The organism is Streptomyces sp. NPDC043738 (genome assembly GCF_056436545.1).
The window spans coordinates 28,975-45,513 of sequence record NZ_JBWKCJ010000043.1; the positions used below are offsets into that span (position 1 = coordinate 28,975).

The window sequence follows — 16,539 nt, forward strand, 5'->3', positions numbered from 1 at the left end:
GAGTCTGGATACGGTGACCTCATGGCGGATCAAGACACCACGCAGGACGCGGGCGGGCGACGGCTGAACACCCGGGAGGCGGCCGACCGGCTCGGCGTGAAGCCGGAGACGGTGTACGCGTATGTCAGCCGCGGCCAGCTGACCAGCCGCCGCGAGCCGGGCAGCCGTGGCAGCACCTTCGACGCGAAGGAGGTCGAGGCGCTGGCTCGCCGCAGCGGCCGGCGCGAACCGCCTGCCACCAGTGGCGAGTTGGCCGTCCACACCGGCATCACCCTCATCGACGGCGACCACTGCTACTTCCGTGGCGTCGATGCATCCGAACTCGCCGCCTACTACAGCTACGAGGAAGTGGCCGAGTGGCTGTGGACCGGCCAAATGCGCCGTGGCATCCGCTTCACCGCACCACACGACGCCCTGTCCGCGGCCCGCCGCGCCGTACACGCACTACCGGCCCACAGCGGACCGATGGACCATCTGCGAGTCGCGGTGATCGCTGCGGCAGCCGCTGACCCACTCCGCTTCGACCTGTCCGAGAACGTCGTCCTCGACACCGCCCGCACCCTGATCCCGACCCTCGTCGACGCCCTGCCGCCACAGGCCGCCGAGCAGTCCGCCGCCGCAGCACTGGCACCACGCCTGTGGTCACGCCTGACCTCTGAGACGGCCGACCCCGCAACGCTGCGCATCCTGGACGCCGCGCTGATTCTGCTCATCGATCACGACCTCGCCGCCTCGACCCTCGCGGTACGAGTCGCCGCCTCCGCACGCGCGCATCCGTACGCGATCGTCTCGGCCGGCTTGGGAGCACTGGACGGCGCGCTGCACGGTGCGGCGAGCGGACTCACCCACCGGATGCTGCTCGAGGTTCTGGACCGGGGTAGCGCGGCCGCCGTCGTCGCCGACCATCTGCGAGCCGGGCGCCGGGTACCCGGCCTGGGGCATCGCCTCTACACGGGTGAGGACCCGCGGGCCCACACCCTCTTCGAGCTGCTGGAAGAGGTACCGCGCGCCCGCCCCGCGCTACAGGCTGCTCGCGAGGTGATCACCACCACCGCTCGACACACGGAGCTGCACGCCAATGTCGACCTGGCGCTTGCCGTGCTGACCGTCGCGAGCGGAATGCCGACCGAGGCAGGCGAAACCATCTTCGCCGTCGCTCGCACTGCCGGCTGGATCGCCCACGCCCTGGAGGAGTACGGCGAGCCCCCCGTCCGCATGCGCCCCAGCGGTAGGTATCGCGGCCCGAAGCCCCCGCAGCCGGTGCCGTAAGCGGAGGAATCGCATGTTTCACGTGGCCCTGGGCTGCTCAAGACCCTGGACTCAGCCAGGCATTTCCGTGGACGTGCGAGTCTCTGGGCCCCCTACCAGAATCCGTCCGCAGCAGATGAGGTTAGGCTCACCTTCGTGAGTACCTGCGCCTCCGCCTCTCTCGAATCGGCCGAACCTCTCGCCGGGACGGCAGCCACCGCCCCGACCTGGCTTCTCATCGAGCAGTCCGGCCCGTGGGGAGCCAACGCGCTGACACACAGCCACCTTGACCCTGACGTCGGCCGGGCCTTGGAAGCCGCAACGGGGGGCACGGGGGTACGCGTCGCCCTCATCCGCAGGCCAGGGCGCCATGCCGACTGCCACGACTCCTCCCCGCGCCGCATGTTCCTCGCGCACACAGCCCCAGGGCGTTCATGGATCCGCACGACCACGGTCACCGACCCGCGAGCGGCACTCGGGCTGAACTTCACCGCTTTGGGGGCCGGAGCGCATGGCGGCCTCTGGGAGGCGTACACGGGTGTACCGCTGGTCCTCGTGTGCACCAACGGCAAGCGGGACCGCTGCTGCGCCCTCCTCGGCCGACCGCTCGCCGCCGAGCTCGCCGCCGCCGAAGTCGGGGCGTGGGAAGTCACCCACATCGGCGGCCACCGCTTCTCCCCCACCCTCTTCGTCCTCCCGTACGGCTACGCCTACGGCCGCGCCTCGGCCCCTGTGGTCAAGGACGCCGTGGACTCGGCGCGAGACGGACGGATCGCGCTCAACCACTGCCGTGGCCGCTCGGCGTGGGACCGCCCGGCCCAGGCGGCCGACCTCGCGGTCCGCCGGCTCATCTGGGAGGACCGCGCGGACGCACTCGACGTCGTACGGACCGACGCGGTGCGGCCCGAACCGCTGCCGGCCGACCACCGGGCGCTTCACAACGGGACGCCTACGGGTGCCGTCCCCACCTGGGCCGTCATCATTGCGCACACCGACGGCCGCACCTGGCGGGTGCTCGTCCAAGAGCGGACCGACGGCGCTCCGGCGCCCGCTAGCTGTGGTGCGCCGCTCGGTCCACCGGCTCGGATGGCGGTTGGTTCCATCACCGCCATCGCGGGTGCGACGCGGGCAAGGGCAACAGCATCCTGCAGCTGATCTACCGGGCTTCCGCGGGGGCGCGCCCGAACCGTTGGCGGCGCCTCGCGGCCGCCTCGCCACCCGGGACTCACCCGGAGACTGCCGTAAGGACGCGTCACCAACGGCCGCAGCGCGCGACAGACGCCCGGAGCCTCCAGGTCGCCTAATGACCAACGTAGCGAGCCCCAGGCCCAGCATCGCCCCCGCTGCCCGCCACGCCACCATGCGGCGGCCACCTCCCCGCACTGCTACGCGCCACGCCCCTCGGCCATCCCTCGTGGACCACATGACCGCTCCCCTCTTCGCGCCGCATCGCGCGCACGATCCTCATCCGGCCGGAATCAACATCACGCTGCGAGGCTATGCGCGTACGATCTGCGACCGAAAGGCCTGTGGATAACCACTTGCGCCCCCTCCCCGCCGTCCACGGCAGCGCTGCGAGTCGCCACCCGAACACCCTCCGAATTCGACCCCTGAGGGATTACCGCCCGGCCGCCACCGCGCTTACTGTTCGTTCGTATGGGCGAGAAGGATGCGTCGGCTCCACGCCCGAGAGGCCTTCGCCCCTCGGGTTCCGCGGCCATCCCCACCGACGCGCCGGCCTCCGGCACTGCCCCCAGGGCGCGCCTGAAGTTGCCGCGCCTGGGCTGGCCACGCCGCGTCTTCTCCCAGGTGCTGATGATGCAGCTGGCCATCGCCACGGGAGTCACCGCGCTGGCAACCGGCCTGTTCCTCGCCCCGCTCAGCGCCCAGCTGGACGATCAGGCGATGCGCCGTGCCCTCGCCATCGCGCAGACCACCGCCGCAGCCCCGTCGCTCGACGACGCCCTGGAATCCTCACACCCCAGCCGTCATGGCCCCGTTCAGAACGAGGCGGAGCGGATCCGTGCCGCCACCGGCGCCGAGTACGTAGTGATCATGGACAAGCGCGGGGTGCGCTGGTCCCACACCGACCCTGACGAGATCGGACACCACGTCTCCACCGACCCCAGCGTCGCTCTCTCCGGCCACGAGGTCATGCAGATCGACGAGGGCACCCTCGGTCGCTCCGCGCGTGGCAAGGTCCCGCTGCGCGACGAGGACGGCGAGGTCATCGGGGCCGTCTCGGTCGGCATCGCGTATGAGAGCGTGCAGGAACGGCTGCTCTCCACCGTGCCGCAATTGCTCGCCTACGCGGGCGGGGCTCTCGCCATGGGCGCACTCGCCGCCTACCTCGTCTCCCGCCGTCTCCAGCGCCGCACCCATGACCTGGCGTTCTCCGACATCTCCGCGCTGCTCGCCGAGCGGGAGGCGATGCTGCACGGCATCCGTGAAGGGTTCCTCGCACTCGACGACCGGGGCCGGATCCGACTGATGAACGACGAGGCGCAGCGCCTCCTCGACCTGCGCGCCGAGGACACCGGACGTCCTCTGGACACCGTCCTGCCACCGGGCCGTACGACCGATGTGCTGGCCGGCCGTGTTTCAGGAGCCGATCTGCTGGCCGTCAGCGGACAGCGGGTTCTGGTGGCGAACCGCATGCCGACCGACGACGGGGGTGCGGTGGTCACTTTGCGCGACCGCACCGAACTGGAGCGGCTGGGCCGCGAACTGGACGGTACCCGCGGCCTGATCGACGCCCTGCGCGCCCAGGACCACGAGCACGCCAACCGGCTGCACACACTCCTCGGACTGCTCGAACTGGGGCTGCACGAAGAGGCAGTGGAGTTTGTGACACAGGCCGTGGGCGTGCATCGGGCGACCGCGGAACAGGTCACCGAGCGCATCCACGATCCACTGCTCGCCGCCCTCCTGGTGGGCAAAGCAACGGTCGCCACCGAGCGTGGCGTCTCCTTGCGCATCGCACCCGAAACCCATCTGCCCGACCGACTGGTCGACCCGCACAGCCTGGTCACCGTACTCGGCAACCTCATCGACAACGCCCTGGATGCCACATCGAACGAACCTGACGCACAACTGGAGGTCGAGATCCGGGCCGATGGCCACACCGCCATCGTCCGCGTCAGCGACAACGGACCAGGAGTGCCCCAGGCGCGCCGCGCGGAGATCTTCACGGAAGGTTGGACGACCAAGGAGCCGCCCGCCCACGGGCAGCGCGGCATCGGCCTGGCCCTCGTCCGCCGACTCGCCGAGCGCTATGGAGGCAGCGCCGAGGTCGACGAGCGCCCCGGTGGTGGCGCGGTGTTCACCGTCACCCTCCCTGACGCACTGTCCAAGGAGATTCCCCGACTGGATGGAGCGCCCCAGGAAGCAGCGATGAACACCCCTGCCACCGGGCGAGCCGGAGATGGCGAGAACGGTCGTCACGCCGCAGGTGTCACGGAGGTCGGGCGATGATCGACGTACTGGTCGTGGACGATGATGTGCACGTCGCGCGGATCAACGCGGCGTATGTCGCCAAGGTAGAGGGGTTCCGGGTCAGTTGCCTCGCACATACCGCCGCCGAAGCCCTCGCCGCCCTTGAGACACACCCTGTCGATCTGATCCTCCTGGACCACTACCTCCCCGACAGAACGGGGCTTCAACTGGTCGGCGACCTACGGCGGCGCGGCCTGCTCACTGACGTGATCATGGTGACGGCGGCTCGCGACATCGCGACCGTGCAGGCCGCGATGCGGCACGGCGCACTGCAGTATCTGGTCAAGCCGTTCACCTTTGCGGGCCTGCGTTCCAAGTTGGAGGGGTACGCGGCGCTGCACCGTACGTTCGCGGGTGGCGGGCAGGCGGAGCAGTCCGAAGTGGACCGGATCTTCGGGGCATTGGGAGCCGCCAACGCCGGTCCCGCCGAGTTGCCCAAGGGCCACTCGTCCGCCACTGCCGACCGTGTGCGCTCGGTACTGCGCTCCGCGGACTCGCCGTTGTCGGCTCAGGACGTCGCCCTCCAGGCCGGCCTCAGTCGGCAGACCGCGCAGCGCTACCTCAAGCTGCTGGAGCGAGCCGGGCGAGTACGCCTCACCCTCAGGTACGGCGAGACCGGCCGCCCGGAACACCGTTACGACTGGGTCTGAGACCGGTACGGCACATCAGGTGCACGCGCTGAGCCGCCCGATCCCGTCAGCACGTCCGTGGATGCGCCTTCGCGTGCCGGGACTTGTCGATAAATCGCCCGACCGCCCCGGGAGGGCGGTGGGCTTTGTTCCAGGCTCTTCACCCCATCAGGTGATGAGCTATCCGGGCGGCTGTGCGAGACCGTGGCGGTAGGCGTAGTGGACGGCCTGGGTGCGGTCGCGCAGTCCCGCCTTGGCGAAGAGGTTGTTGATGTGGGTCTTCACCGTCGCGGTGGAGACGTGCAGCGTGCGCGCGATCTCCGGATTGGACTGTCCGTCGGCGACCAGCCGCAGCACCTCCACCTCGCGGGCGGTGAGCCCGTCCGGTGGCTCATCGGGCGGTTGCGGCAGGGTCCGTACGGGCTCCGTGACGCGTTCCAGGAGCCTGCGCTGGATCTTCGGTGACAGTCCGGCCTCCCCCGAGAGCACGTCGTCGATGGCGCGGACGATCTCATCGCCGTCGGCATCCTTGGTCAGGTAGCCGCGGGCGCCGGCCTGCAGGGCAGGGAAGAGCGAGTCGTCGTCGGCGTAGGTGGTGAGCACCACGACCTGGGTGCCGGGGTGGTCCGCGCGGATGCGGCGGGTGGCCTCGACGCCGTCACAGCGTGGCATGCGCAGGTCCATCAGGACGACGTCGGGGGCCAGTTCGGCGACCATGCGGACGGCTTCCTCGCCGTCTGCGGCCGACCCGACGACCTCGATGCCCGGCAGCAGCCCCAGCAGCATCACGACGCCCTCACGCACCACGGTCTGGTCGTCGGCGACCACGACTCGTGCCGTCTTGCGCGCCGTCATGCCGGCACTCGCAGCCGTACCACGAAACCCTCCTCAGCGGGACCGGACTCAAGCGTTCCGCCGAGGAGTTCGGCGCGCTCCCGCATCCCGAGCAGACCGTAGCCGGAACCGCTCTCGGCGAGCTCGGCGGCCTGCCCCCGGCCTCCGAAGTCGCGCACTTCGAGGCGCACGTCGTCTGCCGTGTACTCCAGCAGCACGGTCACCCGGGCACCCGGGGCGTGCTTGCGTACGTTCGTCAGCGCCTCCTGGGCGACTCTGCGCACCGTGAGGCCCGCCTCGGCAGGCAGGGGGCGAGCCTCACCCGAAACATCCAGCCGAGCGCCCTCAGCGGCCGTCAGACGGCGCAGGAAGTCCTCGACCGGGACCATCTCCCCACGGAGCGCCGAAAGCGCCTCACGGGTGCCGTCCAGCCCTTCACGGGCCATTCCCCGGCACGCCATCACCCGTTCCATGAGCTGTTCACGGTCGGCCTCGAGGTCGGTGCTGCGCTGGATCAGCAGCCGCGCCGCCTCCAGGTGCACCAACTGGGCGCTCAGGCTGTGGGCGAGCACATCGTGGATCTCCCGTGCGATCCGCCCCCGTTCGGTGAGTGCCGCCGATTCGGCCTCGGCCTTACGGGCAGCCCGTTCCTGGGCCAGCAGCCGCTGGGCGTTGCCGCGTGCCTCGGCATCCAGCCGTACGACATAGCCCGCCAGCGCCAGGCCCGCGGTGGTCGTGGTGGTCGTCAGCCAGTTGTCGGCGTTCATCACCGCGTACGCACCGAGTGCCGCTCCGGCGCACGGTACGGCGACGCTCAGCGGCAGCCGTTCCATGGCGACGATGGCGCATGCGCACCACAGGACGATCGCCGGCGTGCGCGCATCGGCGTACCGGAAGCCGAAGGCGGCAACCTCCAGTACGGCGAACAGCGCGATGGACGGCCACAGACGGTGTTGCAGGGTCACACGGAAGAAGCCACGGAACGCCAGCATGGTGAGGGCCAATCCGGCGACGGCCGCCACCAGTGCCCAGCCGTGGAAGTGCGGCCCGGTCACGGTCGCCCACGTCAGTCCCGCGACCACCAGGACGCGCACGGATCGGCCGATCCACAACCGGGCGCTGCTGATGCCCTCACGGGACAGTGACTCCCTCAGGGGCCAGCTCGTCCAGGCGTTCAGCGTCACGTGCGGTCCTTCGTCGTTGTAGCGCAGTGCGAGGCGTTCACCCCATGGGACTCAGCCCCAGGGCGTGCGGTCGGGGGCATCAGCCGGCGGCAGGGACACGGTACGTCTGCCTCAGGTCCTGGGCCCGCCAGGCGGTGACACCGGCCCGTGTCAGCAGCATCGCGGCGACACCGAGCATGACGGCCGCGCTGCTTTGGCGGACACCCATGGCCGCGGCGACACCCATGAGACCGGCGCGCAGTGCCATGCCGCAGAGCCAGACACCGGCCGCCGCCCAGCCTCCCTTGGTCCACACCGTGCCGTCCGCGTCCGTCCAGATACGCGTCGTCCAGGCCCAGCCGGCGCCGCAGGCCAGTCCGATGAGCAGCTCCACGGCGAGCAGCACGGCGGACACCGTGTGGTGCCGGGCGTCGAGGAGACCGGGCTGCCGCAGCGCCATGACCGTCAGGACGGCGGGGATCAGCCACCACTTCCTGCCCTCGGACGTGAGGCGCTGCGCCTTGAACTGCTGGACGAACACGAACACGACAGCCGCGGTGATCACAACGATGTTGAGCAGGCCGCTCATGACCTGAGCCTCCGTGGAACGGGGAATTTCGACCCTTCCGACGCTAGGGAGCGCGGCGGCCGTCCGGATCGGAGCCAGGGTGGGGAGCGGGTGGAAATGGCGTCGGGGGGGGGGGGGGGGGGGGGGGGGGGGGGGGGGGGGGGGGGGGGGGGGGGGGGGGGGGGGGGGGGGGGGGGGTGTTTCTCCCCCCCCCCCCCCCCCCCCCCCCCCCCCCCCCCCGACGGGTGCCGCGGTGCGCTCAGGTGTCGATGCGCGAACGGTCCAGGGTGGACGCGGAGTTGGTGATGAACTCCTTGCGGGGGGCGACTTCGTTGCCCATCAGGAGGTCGAAGGCCTGCTCCGCCGCTTCCAGGTCGCTGATGTTGATGCGGCGCAGGGTGCGGTGGCGCGGGTCCATGGTCGTCTCGGCGAGCTGATCGGCGTCCATTTCACCCAGGCCCTTGTAGCGCTGGATGCTGTCCTTGTAGCGGACCTTCTTGCGCTCGAGTTCGAGCAGGGTCTGGCGCAGCTCGTTGTCCGAGTAGGTGTAGATGTACTTCTCCTGGCCCTTCCTGGGGTTGGTCAGCTCGACGCGGTGCAGCGGCGGGACGGCGGAGAAGACCCGGCCCTGTTCGACCATCGGCCGCATGTAGCGCTGGAAGAGGGTCAGCAGCAGGCAGCGGATGTGGGCGCCGTCGACATCGGCGTCGGCCAGGAAGATGACCTTGCCGTAGCGGGCGGCGTCGATGTCGAAGGTGCGGCCGGAGCCAGCCCCTATGACCTGGATGATGGCGCCGCACTCGGCGTTCTTGAGCATGTCCGAGACCGACGACTTCTGGACGTTGAGGATCTTGCCGCGGATCGGCAGCAGTGCCTGGAATTCGGAGTTCCGGGCCAGCTTCGCCGTACCCAGCGCCGAGTCGCCCTCGACGATGAAGAGTTCGCTGCGGTCGACGTCGTCGCTGCGGCAGTCCGCGAGCTTGGCCGGCAGCGAGGAGGATTCCAGCGCCGTCTTCCGCCGCTGGGCCTCCTTGTGCTGGCGGGCAGCGATACGCGTACGGGCCGCCGCGACGACCTTCTCCATGACGGCGCGTGCCTGCTGCTTGGCGTCCCGCTTGGTGGAGGTCAGGAAGGCCTTGAGCTCCCGGCTCACCACCTGGGCGACGATCCGGGAGGCGGCAGAGGTGCCGAGCACCTCCTTGGTCTGGCCCTCGAACTGCGGCTCGGCGAGCCGCACGGTCACCACGGCCGTGAGGCCCTCCATGGCGTCGTCCTTGACGACGTCGTCCTCGGCGACGCGCAGCAGCTTGCTGGACCGCAGGGCTTCGTTGACGGTCTTGGTGACCGAGCGCTCGAAGCCGGAGACGTGGGTACCGCCCTTGGGGGTGGCGATGATGTTGACGAACGACCTGACCGTGGCGTCGTAGCCGGTGCCCCAGCGCAGCGCGATGTCGACGCCCAGTTCCCGGGTGACCTCGGTCGGTGTCATGTGGCCGCGGTCGTCGAGGACCGGCACGGTCTCCTTGAAGGTGCCCTGGCCGGTCAGCCGCAGCACGTCGCAGACGGCCTTGTCCTGCGCGAGGTACTCGCAGAACTCGCTGATGCCGCCGTCGTAGCGGAACGTCTCCTCCGTCTTTCCGGCCCCGTCGATGCCGCGCTCGTCGCGGACGATGAGGGTCAGGCCCGGCACGAGGAAGGCCGTCTGGCGGGCGCGGGCGTGCAGCGTCTCCAGGGAGAGCTTGGCGTCCTTGAGGAAGATCTGCCGGTCGGCCCAGTAGCGGACGCGGGTGCCGGTCCTGGTCTTGGGGATCCGCTTGCCCTTGAGCAGGCCGTTGCCCGGGTCGAAGGGCGCGTCGGGGCCGGATTCGGTGAAGATGCCGGGGACGCCGCGTCGGAAGCTGATCGAGTGCGTCTTGCTGTTGCGGTCGACCTCGACGTCGAGTCGTGCGGAGAGGGCGTTGACGACGGAGGCGCCGACGCCGTGCAGGCCGCCGGAGGCCGCGTACGAGCCGCCGCCGAACTTTCCGCCGGCGTGCAGCTTGGTCATCACGACCTCGACGCCGCTCAGACCGGTCTTGGGCTCGACGTCCACGGGGATGCCGCGGCCGTTGTCCCGGACCTCCACCGACCCGTCGTCGTGGAGGATCACCTCGATGTGGTCGCAGTAGCCACCCAGCGCCTCGTCGACGGAGTTGTCGATGATCTCCCACAGGCAGTGCATGAGGCCACGGCTGTCCGTGGAGCCGATGTACATGCCGGGGCGCTTACGGACGGCCTCGAGGCCCTCGAGGACGAGCAGATGCCGCGCGGTGTAGTTGGAACCGTCCCGGTCTGCCCCGGTCAGCACTGCGGTGGACGGCACGGACATCTCGGCGGTCACGCGGTTCGCTCCTCGCTGAATTTCTGGCAGTCCGCATTCCGCGGACTCGGTTGTGGCGGTGTCGCCGGTCAGAGGGTACCGAGGCCTAGTAGAGCCGATGTGACGCCACCCGTAAGCATGCTCATGGTAGTAGAATTTCGCTCGTACGTTCGATCCCTCGTTGGGGTGACGTCCGAGTGACGTGCACATCACGTTCCCTTCGAGGCATGAACCATTTAGGCTCCGGGCACGTCCTCATCAACAACCGGCAAGCCAGCCGGGGGGACGGACCCAGCAACCAACGTGAATCAGACCACCAAGCAATACGGCTCATTCGCCGCCACCCGGCAGCACCCGGCCCCCTCGGAGAATTTTTTTCGAGGAAAAGGCACGAGCGGGAACGTTTTCGGCCTGGTTGGATGTTGACCCTGGTACGACAGCTCGTCGAGCTAGAGAAGAGGCGACGTGACTACTGTTCTGACACCCGCGAGCCCGCTGACGGCCGCTGACCGCTGCGACCGCTGCGGCGCCCAGGCATACCTGCGCGTCGTCCTGATGTCCGGCGGAGAACTGCTCTTCTGCGCCCACCACGGTCGCAAGTTCGAGCCAGAACTCAAGAAGATCGCCGCGGAAATACAGGACGAGACGGAGCGGCTGACCGCCCCTCCGGCGTCCGCGTCCGATGAGGAACGCTGACACTTCGCATCCACGACGAGCGAGCAGCGGCCCAGGGCCGTGCAGCGGGCGGTTCCCCCGACACCACCGGGGAGACCGCCCGCACTCGTACGCTCACACATACCCGTCGGCTTCCCCTGCCTTCTAGCCGGCCCCGTGTGCCGACAGCGCCGGAAGCAGCGCCGAAGCGCGCGTATAGACGCCGGGGCTGCCCGCCTGGCCGCAGCCGGTCCCCCATGACACCAGTCCCACGAGCCGTCCGCGTACGACCAGCGGTCCGCCGCTGTCCCCCTGGCAGGCGTCCCGGCCGCCCGCCGGCTCCCCCGCGCACAGCATCGAAGGCGACCGGTACGTGCCATCGGCACTGCCCGGGTAGGCCCGCGCGCAGACGGCGTCGCGCAGCACATTGACGTGCGCCGACCGCAGCCTCGTCGCATAGCTGCCCTCACCCGTGGTGTCTCCCCAGCCGTAGACCGTGGCCCTGCTTCCCGGCCGGTAGGCGGCGTCGTGCCGTCCGGCTATCGGAATGGGCCGGTTCGGGACGGGCTTGTCGAGCGTGATCACGGCCATGTCGCCGTCGTTGGTCCAGTTGTCATAGCGCGGGTTGACCCACACTTTTGCGGGCTTGCGTTCCTGACCACCGCCGCCGGTGAGGTTGTCGCGCCCGACCACGATCCGCAGATCCCGCACCTGCTGCCAGGGCACGCCCAGCACCTCCTTGCTCAGGCAGTGGGCGGCCGTCACCACCGTGGAGTGCCCGACGAGCACGCCGCCGCAGAACTGTCCGGAGCGCTGGGCCCCGAAGCGAGCGTGGGAGGCCAGCGCGACCGCCCAGGGGCTCTGCGACATCTGGGTGGGCTTTCCACCGATCACCGACTCGTCCGCGGCCGCCGACGCCGGCAGGGCAAGGGCCAAGGCGAGGGCTCCGAAGGCAGCGCGTGCGGTCGGACGCATACGGACTCCTGACTCTGGGAGATAGCTCGCCAACCCAGAGTGACCCCAAGCGGCCTCGACCCGCACCCGGACGGACGCGAGCCCGGCCCCTCCACGCTGGAGGAACCGGGCTCGTGACGCTGTCCGGGCGGGTTGGACTAGTCGAGGTAGTCGCGCAGCACCTGGGAGCGGGACGGGTGGCGCAGCTTCGACATCGTCTTCGACTCGATCTGACGGATCCGCTCACGCGTGACGCCGTAGACCTTGCCGATCTCGTCCAGCGTCTTGGGCTGGCCGTCCGTGAGGCCGAAGCGCATGGAGACCACGCCGGCCTCGCGCTCGGAGAGGGTGTCCAGCACCGAGTGCAGCTGCTCCTGCAGAAGCGTGAAGCTGACCGCGTCGGCCGGGACGACTGCCTCGGAGTCCTCGATGAGGTCACCGAACTCGCTGTCGCCGTCCTCGCCCAGCGGGGTGTGCAGCGAGATCGGCTCGCGGCCGTACTTCTGGACCTCGATGACCTTCTCGGGGGTCATGTCGAGTTCCTTGGCCAGCTCCTCCGGGGTGGGCTCGCGGCCCAGGTCCTGGAGCATCTGGCGCTGGACACGGGCCAGCTTGTTGATGACCTCGACCATGTGGACGGGGATACGGATCGTACGGGCCTGGTCGGCCATGGCGCGGGTGATGGCCTGACGGATCCACCACGTCGCGTAGGTCGAGAACTTGTAGCCCTTGGTGTAGTCGAACTTCTCGACCGCACGGATCAGACCGAGGTTGCCCTCCTGGATCAGGTCCAGGAAGAGCATGCCGCGGCCGGTGTACCGCTTGGCCAGGGAGACGACCAGTCGGAGGTTGGCCTCCAGCAGGTGGTTCTTCGCGCGGCGGCCGTCCTCGGCGATGATCTCCAGTTCGCGCTTGAGCTTCGGCGCGAGCTTGTCGGAGTTCGCCAGCTTGTCCTCGGCGAACAGGCCCGCCTCGATGCGCTTGGCGAGTTCCACCTCCTGCTCGGCGTTGAGGAGCGGGACCTTGCCGATCTGCTTGAGGTAGTCCTTGACCGGGTCGGCGGTGGCGCCGGCCGCGGCGACCTGCTGCGCGGGGGCGTCGTCCTCGTCGTCGTCGGACAGGACGAAGCCGGCGTTCTCCGCGCCCTCGGCGGCCTCGGGAGCGTCGCCCTTGCCGGGCGCCGGGGTCTCCTCGGTCACCTCGTCGTCGAGCAGCTCGTCGACGTCCTTCTTGGACGCGGTCTTCTTGGCGGTGGCCTTCTTGGCCGTGGTCTTCTTCGCGACCGTCTTCTTGGCGGTCGTCTTCTTCGCCGCTGCCTTCTTCGCAGGCGCGGACTCGGACTCACCGGCCGACGGGTCCGCCACGGAGGCGGGGGCGGCGGCGGTGGTCTTCCTGACCGTGGCGGTCTTGGCCGCGACGGTCTTGGTGGCGGTGCGCTTCGCCGGACTCTTCGCTGCGACGCTCTTGCGGGTGCGCTTGGGCGCCTCTGCGGCACTGACCATCAGCGTCACACCCTCCTCGTCGAGGATCTGGTTGAGGCTGCGCAGAACGTTCTTCCACTGGGTTGGCGGAATCTGGTCAGCCTCGAAGGCCCGACGCACGTCATCGCCGGCGATCTGCCCATCTGCCTTTCCCCGCTCGATGAGCGCCATCACAGACTCGGACTCGGCGATCTCCGGCGGGAGCGTACGGGATGTGCTGGCCGACACGAACAACCTCTCGGAACGATGGAAACGGCTTCCGACCCCGTCCAGTGTGGATCGGAGCCGACGACCGCCGGTGGGGATGGACCGACGGCGCAGGGGCAACCGGGGAGTTGAACAGCGTCACGAACGCCGTCCGTATTCCCTCCTCGGCTATCACCTCTTAAGTCATCGCGCTTCCCTGAAGAGCGTTACGCCCAATCTGCGTGGCCCGAGTCACACCCCATAACGACCCATTCCCAGTCATATGACATGCAATCCTCCCAAGGTCCGCCGCCGGATCCGGTCGACGTCCCGGATCCGGCGATCATGTGCGCCTTCGCCGCGTACGGCGTGCCCCGCCCGAGGGGTACGCGGGGCACGGGGGCCGCGCGGCGCCTACGGTCCGTACGCGGTCGTGTACGGGCCTTCAGTGCTCGCGGGGCGCGGGGACGACGTGGTCGACGGGCGTCCCGGAGCCCTGGCCGGCGGCCTCGCCGTGTGCGGCGAGAAGCTGGCGCATCGCGGATTCGGCCGCCGTGGCGTCGCCGGAGCCGATGGCGTCGACGACCCTCATGTGCTGACCCACGGATGTCTCAACCGGTCGCTCGCAGCCGCCGCTGGGGCCGCCGGAGACGTGCAGGGCGGCGGAGACGATGCCCGAGAGGTGCTCGAGCATGCGGTTGCCGGCGAGCTGCAGCAGCAGGGAGTGGAACTCGGCGTCGGCGCGAGAGAAGGTCATGGTGTCGCCCTGGGCCGCGGAGTGGCCCATGATCTCGACCATGTCGGCGAGCCGTTGCTGGATGTCCTCCCGGCCGTGGCCGGCGGCGAGCCGGGCGGCCAGCGGCTCGATCGTCCAGCGCAGCTCACACAGCTCACGGCGCTGGTCGTCGCGCTGCGGACCGTAGGCCCGCCACTCGATGATGTCGGGGTCGAGGAGGTTCCAGTCGCTGACCGGGCGCACCCGGGTGCCCACGTTGGGGCGGGCGCTGACGAGGCCCTTGGCCTCGAGGACGCGCAGCGACTCACGGACGACGGTGCGGGAGACCTCGAAGCGCTGGCCGATCTCCTCGGGGACGAGCGGGCGGTCGGCGCCGAGATCGCCGGAGACGATCATCTGCCCGAGCTGCTGGACGAGTTGGCCGTGCAGGCCGCGGCCGCGACTGCCGGCGGCGCGACGGCCGACTCGGCCGATGTCTGTTTCGGAGCCGTCCCAGACCTGCGAAACGCGCTCGGCACGCTCCGGACCGGCTGTGTTGTTGGCGCTCGCGGCGTTGGCGGCGGCGTTGGCGTAGGGGTAGCGGTCAAGCTCGCCCGGGCCTGCAAGGCCGGTGTCGCCGGGGCGAGCCGCGGTCATCATGGTGTGCGCAAGGGTACTCACGCATCCTTTGTCGGCGACACCCTGAACACCCTTGAGGTCTTTGGTGAAAAGCACACGAAAGGGTGATCGCCCCCCATCTCCGAATTGACGCTTTATCGGAAGGAAACGCACGCTCCATGGCGAGTTGTGAGCAACAGCCATAACAACACAGCGCCAAAACAGGCGCCTTACTCGGTCAGAAGGCGAAGCCATATCACGCCGAGCGTGCATCACCGCAGGCCAGGACTGGTGAGCGCCAACGCCATTGCGCTGTGCGTAAGTTGGCTTACGAGCGACCTCGCGACCGATATGCCTCGGTCGATTCCGGAGGGGCACTTGACGGCGGTCGCGTGGTCGGTGGCCGACGCCCGGGTCGGCTCGCGCGGGGACGGGAATTTCACAGCGCCAACCCTGTTGCGGCGAACCGGAGTACGGAGACAGCCGGGATCCGGGCACCGCCACAGCCATTGCGGACAAGGGCAGTTGAGGGCGCCACTCACCCCGTGAGCAGGCGAGGCGCCACAGCACGCCGGGAGGGCATGGCGGACACAGGCCGGCTCCAGCGCCGGGGCCGGCCGTGCGCGAGCCGGCCGGGCGGGGCGGCACGGGGCGCCGGGCGCGGGCCACTCCCGGCCGGAAGCACCGGCCGGGCGTCGACTATCGGGGGCACTAAGGAACTCACCCGGCCAGGGTACTGTAATATGTCCTATTTTCTCGCAATTGGTCTTTCTTGGCGCTGTGTCGCATCCACGAGGGCGCACGCCGGCCCGGTGCCCACGCGGTATGCGCCCCGGGCTCAGATCTCGGGGCGCAGCATGGGCGGGTTGAGCAGGGTCGCTCCGCCGGCCCGGAACAGCTGTGCGGGGCGGCCGCCCTGGCGTGTGGTGGTTCCGCCCGTGGGCACCAGGAACCCCGGCGTCCCGGTCACCTTGCGGTGGAAGTTGCGGGGGTCGAGCGCTACGCCCCAGACCGCCTCGTAGACCCGGCGCAGCTCGCCCACGGTGAACTCGGGCGGGCAGAAGGCCGTGGCGAGCGAGGAGTACTCGATCTTCGAGCGGGCGCGCTCCACACCGTCGGCGAGGATCCGGGCGTGGTCGAACGCGAGCGGCGCGGCCAGCTCGCCCTCGCGGGCGTGGGTGTCGTCCTGTTCCAGGAGGGTCTCCACCGGTGCCCAGCGCGCGCTGTGGGCGTCTCCACCGGCAGTGGGGGCGGGCAGGTCGGGGGCGAGGACCAGGTGGGCGACGCTGACGACCCGCATCCGGGGGTCGCGCTTGGGGTCGCCGTAGGTGGCGAGCTGTTCGAGGTGCGCGCCGTAGGCGGGCGACGCGTCCGCCGGGGACTGGGCGTGCAGGCCGGTCTCCTCGGCGAGCTCCCGGGCTGCCGCGTCCTCGAGGTCCTCGTCGGCCCGGACGAATCCGCCGGGCAGGGCCCAGCGCCCCTGGAACGGCGGCTCACCGCGGCGCACGGCCAGTGCGCACAGGGCGTGGCGGCGCACGGTGAGCACGACCAGGTCGACGGTGACAGCGAAGGGCGGGAAGGCCGACGGGTCGTAGGGAGGCATGGCGTGATCATAGTCGTCCGCCTGACGATAAA

General features: G+C 69.9%; 13 protein-coding genes. 5 read left to right on the forward strand and 8 right to left on the reverse strand.

The window, feature by feature from the left end; all coding sequences use genetic code 11:
• The first annotated feature begins 21 nt into the window (after positions 1-21).
• The 4 genes from AC0680_RS35315 to AC0680_RS35330 all read left to right on the forward strand — a co-directional run bounded on the left by AC0680_RS35315 (position 22) and on the right by AC0680_RS35330 (position 5,393).
• Positions 22-1,269 (forward strand): citrate/2-methylcitrate synthase, encoded by a 1,248-nt coding sequence (locus tag AC0680_RS35315; RefSeq protein WP_478637086.1) that lies wholly within the window; start codon positions 22-24, stop codon positions 1,267-1,269.
• A 135-nt stretch (positions 1,270-1,404) separates the two neighbouring features.
• Positions 1,405-2,403 carry a sucrase ferredoxin gene (locus tag AC0680_RS35320; protein WP_478637088.1) on the forward strand — a complete coding sequence of 333 codons (999 nt, stop codon included), beginning with the start codon at positions 1,405-1,407 and terminating at the stop codon, positions 2,401-2,403.
• A 501-nt stretch (positions 2,404-2,904) separates the two neighbouring features.
• Positions 2,905-4,722: an ATP-binding protein gene (locus tag AC0680_RS35325; RefSeq protein ID WP_478637090.1), complete on the forward strand. Its 1,818-nt coding sequence runs from the start codon at positions 2,905-2,907 to the stop codon at positions 4,720-4,722.
• On the forward strand, positions 4,719-5,393 hold the full coding sequence (locus AC0680_RS35330; RefSeq protein ID WP_478637092.1) for a DUF7342 family protein: 675 nt from the start codon (positions 4,719-4,721) through the stop codon (positions 5,391-5,393). Before AC0680_RS35325 ends, AC0680_RS35330 begins: the two co-directional genes overlap by 4 nt.
• A 159-nt stretch (positions 5,394-5,552) precedes the next feature.
• Here the strand turns inward: AC0680_RS35330 and AC0680_RS35335 are convergent, their stop codons facing one another.
• The 4 genes from AC0680_RS35335 to AC0680_RS35350 form a co-directional block, all read right to left on the reverse strand.
• On the reverse strand, positions 5,553-6,227 hold the full coding sequence (locus AC0680_RS35335; protein WP_478637094.1) for a response regulator transcription factor: 675 nt from the start codon (positions 6,225-6,227) through the stop codon (positions 5,553-5,555).
• Entirely contained in the window at positions 6,224-7,390 is a 1,167-nt protein-coding gene (locus tag AC0680_RS35340; RefSeq protein WP_478637096.1) for a sensor histidine kinase, read from the reverse strand. Before AC0680_RS35340 ends, AC0680_RS35335 begins: the two co-directional genes overlap by 4 nt.
• Positions 7,391-7,469: 79 nt before the next feature.
• Positions 7,470-7,958, reverse strand: a complete 489-nt coding sequence (locus tag AC0680_RS35345; protein ID WP_478637098.1) for a DUF1453 domain-containing protein — start codon at positions 7,956-7,958, stop codon at positions 7,470-7,472.
• Positions 7,959-8,196: 238 nt separating this feature from the next.
• Complete coding sequence (locus tag AC0680_RS35350; RefSeq protein ID WP_478637100.1) at positions 8,197-10,317, reverse strand: DNA gyrase/topoisomerase IV subunit B; 2,121 nt, start codon at positions 10,315-10,317, stop codon at positions 8,197-8,199.
• Positions 10,318-10,761: 444 nt separating this feature from the next.
• On the opposite strand from AC0680_RS35350, the gene AC0680_RS35355 reads away from it, so the two are divergent.
• Positions 10,762-10,992, forward strand: coding sequence for a DUF7455 domain-containing protein (locus AC0680_RS35355; RefSeq protein ID WP_033267354.1), 231 nt, complete (start codon positions 10,762-10,764; stop codon positions 10,990-10,992).
• A gap of 123 nt (positions 10,993-11,115) precedes the next feature.
• Here AC0680_RS35355 and AC0680_RS35360 read toward each other — a convergent pair whose 3' ends face one another.
• From AC0680_RS35360 to AC0680_RS35375, 4 genes are all read right to left on the reverse strand, one after another.
• The gene (locus AC0680_RS35360; RefSeq protein WP_478637103.1) at positions 11,116-11,925 is read right to left on the reverse strand and encodes a serine protease; all 810 of its coding nucleotides are present in this window, start codon (positions 11,923-11,925) and stop codon (positions 11,116-11,118) included.
• Between the two features lie 137 nt (positions 11,926-12,062).
• A complete protein-coding gene (locus tag AC0680_RS35365; RefSeq protein ID WP_478637105.1) occupies positions 12,063-13,613 on the reverse strand; it encodes an RNA polymerase sigma factor in 1,551 nt (516 codons plus the stop codon).
• A 403-nt stretch (positions 13,614-14,016) separates the two neighbouring features.
• Positions 14,017-15,021, reverse strand: a complete 1,005-nt coding sequence (locus AC0680_RS35370; RefSeq protein ID WP_478637107.1) for a FadR/GntR family transcriptional regulator — start codon at positions 15,019-15,021, stop codon at positions 14,017-14,019.
• Positions 15,022-15,742: 721 nt separating this feature from the next.
• Positions 15,743-16,507, reverse strand: a complete 765-nt coding sequence (locus AC0680_RS35375; protein WP_384434263.1) for an NUDIX hydrolase — start codon at positions 16,505-16,507, stop codon at positions 15,743-15,745.
• Between the last annotated feature and the right edge of the window lie 32 nt (positions 16,508-16,539).

What these genes read in the sequence shown, in the direction of transcription:
- AC0680_RS35330 (WP_478637092.1), top strand. Translation starts at nt 4,719, where the DNA reads ATGATCGACGTACTGGTCGTGGACGATGATGTGCACGTCGCGCGGATC.
- AC0680_RS35325 (WP_478637090.1), top strand. Translation starts at nt 2,905, where the DNA reads ATGGGCGAGAAGGATGCGTCGGCTCCACGCCCGAGAGGCCTTCGCCCC.
- AC0680_RS35375 (WP_384434263.1), bottom strand. Translation starts at nt 16,507, where the DNA reads ATGCCTCCCTACGACCCGTCGGCCTTCCCGCCCTTCGCTGTCACCGTC.
- AC0680_RS35335 (WP_478637094.1), bottom strand. Translation starts at nt 6,227, where the DNA reads ATGACGGCGCGCAAGACGGCACGAGTCGTGGTCGCCGACGACCAGACC.
- AC0680_RS35315 (WP_478637086.1), top strand. Translation starts at nt 22, where the DNA reads ATGGCGGATCAAGACACCACGCAGGACGCGGGCGGGCGACGGCTGAAC.
- AC0680_RS35360 (WP_478637103.1), bottom strand. Translation starts at nt 11,925, where the DNA reads ATGCGTCCGACCGCACGCGCTGCCTTCGGAGCCCTCGCCTTGGCCCTT.
- AC0680_RS35345 (WP_478637098.1), bottom strand. Translation starts at nt 7,958, where the DNA reads ATGAGCGGCCTGCTCAACATCGTTGTGATCACCGCGGCTGTCGTGTTC.